This window comes from Streptomyces sp. W16 (assembly GCF_033194735.1).
Classification (GTDB): domain Bacteria; phylum Actinomycetota; class Actinomycetes; order Streptomycetales; family Streptomycetaceae; genus Streptomyces.
This window is the reverse complement of the sequence record NZ_JAWOAI010001166.1, coordinates 1-915: the sequence shown is the minus strand read 5'-3', so window position 1 is coordinate 915 and position 915 is coordinate 1. Positions and strand designations below refer to the sequence as shown.

1 protein-coding gene and 1 pseudogene are annotated in these 915 nt (G+C 75.0%); both read right to left on the bottom strand.

Going from position 1 to position 915, the window contains the following annotated elements:
- Nucleotides 1-221: pseudogene (locus R6V09_RS53980) on the bottom strand (molybdopterin molybdenumtransferase MoeA); the annotation flags it as partial.
- The coding region (locus R6V09_RS53975; RefSeq protein WP_317888672.1) for a DUF6457 domain-containing protein at nucleotides 218-915 on the bottom strand (698 nt) is incomplete at its 5' end. The gene R6V09_RS53975 and the pseudogene R6V09_RS53980, both read right to left, overlap by 4 nt.

Below are 915 nucleotides of genomic sequence, written 5' to 3'. Positions count from 1 at the left end.
GCGATGGCGCGGGCCTCGGGCCAGGGGGTGGCCTTGTGCTGAGGGGTGTCCGGCGTGCGGGGAGCGCCGGGGGCCGGAGACGAGCCCTGCGGTGTCGGCGGGTGCTCGGCGTGCCCGCTGGTGCTGCCTTCGTTCACGAGGGCGAGTACCTCCTCGACGTCGAGGTCCTCGACGTCCTGGGCGTGCTCGCCGGTGTGCGTGTGCGTGCCGCGCGCGGTCATCCGGCGGCGTCCGGACCGGGCGCGTCGGACGGGGTCTCCGGCTTGGCCTCGGGAGTGACCTCGTCGGCCCAGCGCAGCGCGAGGGCGACGGCCTTGCGGGCGGCCTCGGCCACGGCTTCGGGTCCGCCCTTGCCCTGCGCCGCCGCGTAGCCGACCAGGAAGGTGGTCAGCGGGGCGGCGGGCCTGGCCACCCCGTGGGCGGCATCGCGGGCGAGGTCGAGCAGGATGCCGGTGTCGACGTCCAGGTCGATGCCCAGTTCGTCCTTGACTGCGGAAATCCATTCATCCAACACGTGCCCATGCTCCCTGATGCGTGCCCTGGCGGCGGCGAGGTCGTCCCAGGTGTCGCAGTCGAAGGACGCGACGGGGTCGGGGACGCGGGTGAGATCGAGCGCGGCGGTCAGCCTGCGCAGGGGCAGCCCGGTGAGGCCGCCGTGCTCGGAGGTGAGGGCAGTCAGCTCCCGGCGGAGTGCCGGCGCGCGGTACGCGGCCACGAGCGGCTGGTCGCGTCCGTCGGCGTCGGTGAGCAGCACGCCTTCGGTACCGCCGGTCCCCAGGGTGGTCAACAGCCGCCGTACGGTTGCCGTTTCGAGGAACGGCAGGTCGGCGGAGAGGACCACGACGGCGTCGGCCGTGGTGTGGCGCAGACCGGCGTCGAGCGCGGCGACCGGGCCCGCGCCGGGCGGGTCCTCGC